Source organism: Pseudonocardia nigra, from assembly GCF_019396355.1.
In the GTDB taxonomy this organism is placed as follows: Bacteria; Actinomycetota; Actinomycetes; order Mycobacteriales; family Pseudonocardiaceae; genus Pseudonocardia; species Pseudonocardia nigra.
Map to the genome: position 1 here is coordinate 1 of NZ_JAHKRK010000406.1, position 2,328 is coordinate 2,328.

At 76.1% G+C, this 2,328-nt stretch carries 2 protein-coding genes and 1 pseudogene; 2 read left to right on the forward strand and 1 reads right to left on the reverse strand.

Annotated features, from left to right (window positions below):
• The coding region (locus KME75_RS40980; protein WP_219420372.1) for a hypothetical protein at window positions 1–180 on the reverse strand (180 nt) is incomplete at its 3' end.
• A 103-nt stretch (window positions 181–283) separates the two neighbouring features.
• On the opposite strand from KME75_RS40980, the gene KME75_RS40985 reads away from it, so the two are divergent.
• Both KME75_RS40985 and KME75_RS40990 read left to right on the forward strand, forming a co-directional pair.
• Complete coding sequence (locus KME75_RS40985; RefSeq protein WP_219420373.1) at window positions 284–1,456, forward strand: lactate 2-monooxygenase; 1,173 nt, start codon at window positions 284–286, stop codon at window positions 1,454–1,456.
• Window positions 1,457–1,531: 75 nt separating this feature from the next.
• Window positions 1,532–2,328: pseudogene (locus tag KME75_RS40990) on the forward strand (hypothetical protein); the annotation flags it as partial.

Below are 2,328 nucleotides of genomic sequence, written 5' to 3' on the forward strand. Positions count from 1 at the left end.
GCGGAGGGCAACGGTGACGATGTCGGGGGCCGCCGTCACGGTCCCGACGCCGCGGGACGTGACGGCGGGGACGTCGGCGACGCCGGGGGCGGCGGGGGCGGCGGCCGCAGCAGTGCCGGCGCACCCGGCGAGGGTGAGTACCGCGAATGCGGCGAGTGCCGCGGTCAGGGATCGCGTCATGACGAGTTCTCCGTCCGGTCGGGCTGCTGCGCACAGGACGGATCGGGAGCCGGGTCCGGTTGCACGGGGGCCGCTGTCGGTGCGGGTCGCTAGGTTGCCCACCATGACCGTCCCGTTCTCCGCCTACGGTGCCGAGATCTACCTGCGCGGCCTGGCAGGCGAGGTCCCCGAGCACCCCACCGACCCGGCCCGGCTCGAGGACGCCGCCCGGGCCGTCCTGGCCGACGGCCCGTTCGGCTACGTGGCGGGCGGGGCGGGGTCCGGCGCCACCATGCGCGCCAACCGGGCCGCCTTCGACCGTTTCGGGCTCGTCCCCCGGATGCTGCGCGACACGACGCGGCGCGACTGGTCCACCACGGTGCTCGGCACGCCCGCGCCCGCGCCGGTGCTGCTGGCCCCGATCGGGGTGCTGTCGATCCTGCACGACGACGGCGAGCTCGCCGTGGCCCGCGCGGCGGCCGAGCTGGGGGTGCCGATGGTGCTCTCCACCGCGGCGTCGCACACGATCGAGGAGGTGGCCGAGGCCTCGGGGGAGGGGCAGCGCTGGTTCCAGCTGTACTGGCCCACCGAGGACGCCGTCACGGTCAGCCTGCTGGAGCGGGCCCGCGCGGCGGGCTACACCACGCTGGTCGTCACGCTCGACACGTGGACGCTCGGCTGGCGGCCGCTCGACCTCGACACCGCCTACCTGCCGTTCCTGCGTGGAGTCGGCACCGCGATCCCGTTCTCCGACCCGGCGTTCCGGGCCGGGCTGGCGAGCCCGCCGGAGGAGGACCTGATGGCCGCCGTGGGGCGGTGGGTGCCGATGTTCACCGGCACGGCGCTGCGCTGGGACCGGCTCGACCTGATCCGCGAGCACTGGACGGGCCCGATCGTGCTCAAGGGGATCCAGCACGTGGACGACGCGATGGCCGCCCTCGACGCGGGGATGGACGGCATCGTCGTGTCCAACCACGGCGGCCGGCAGGTCGACCGGGCGATCGGGGCGCTGACCGCGCTGCCGGGGGTGGTGGCCGCCGTCGACGGGCGGGTCCCCGTGCTGTTCGACTCCGGGATCCGCACGGGTGCGGACGCGGCCGTGGCCCTCGCGCTGGGTGCCGACGCGGTGCTGCTGGGCAGGCCCTACGCCTACGGGCTCGCGCTGGGCGGGCAGGACGGCGTGCGGCACGTGGTGCGCAGCGTGCTCGCCGAGCTCGACCTCACCCTCGCGCTGGCCGGGTTCGGCGACCTCGCGCAACTGCACGCGGCGAAGGACGCGGTCACCGCGGTGATCTGACGGCGGTGGTGCCATAGTGGTGGTCCGGGGGAACGGTGGTCCCGGGAACGGGGCACGGCGAAGGGGGAGCACGGCGTGGAGGGCCTGACCGCGCTGTTCGCTCAGCTGATCGCGGGGCTGCGCGGGTTCGCCCCCGCGGTCTGCCCGGGCGGGTGGCCGTGGGCGGTGTCGGCGCTCGGCATCGCGGTCGGGCTGTTGCCCACCGTCGGCGCCGTCACGGTGGCGCTGCTGCGCAAGCGGATCGGTTCCAGGTACGGCGCGCCGGAGGCGATGGTGCTCGCCGGCACCGGCGTGTTGACGGCCGGGCTGCTGCCGCTGCTCGCCTTCACCGTCACGGGGCGGATGTTCGCCGTGGCCGCCAACGGTGGCGACGTGCAGGGGCTCACCTCGGGCCAGCTGTCGGACCTCGGGGAGTCCGTCTGCGTGGCCGGCTCGCAGGCGAGCTACCTCGGCGGCTACAGCGTGGCGGAGGCGTTCGACCCGGCCGACCCGGTCGCCTTCGGGCTCGCGGTGGTGCTGCTCGCCGGGTTCCCGCTGGTCGCCACCCTGTTCGTCGGAGCGCAGGCCCGGCTGGCCCTGCGCCGCGGCCCGCGTTGGCCCGCCAAGTTCTTCTGGATCCCGCTGCTCGCGCTCACCGTGCTGACGGCGCAGGCGCCCGCCGGGTCGTCCGGGCACCTGTGGCTCGGGGTCACCGCCGGGGCATTCGTCGGGATCTTCGTCGTGCTGCTCATGGGCAAGCCGTCGCGGGAGGTCGTGCACCGCTCGCTCGCCCGGCCGCCGGCGCGGTCGGCCGGGGCGGCGCCCGTCCGGCCGCAGGCGCCGGCACGGCCGGTGCCCGAGCGGACGGCCGGTGCCCGAGCGGGCACGCCGCG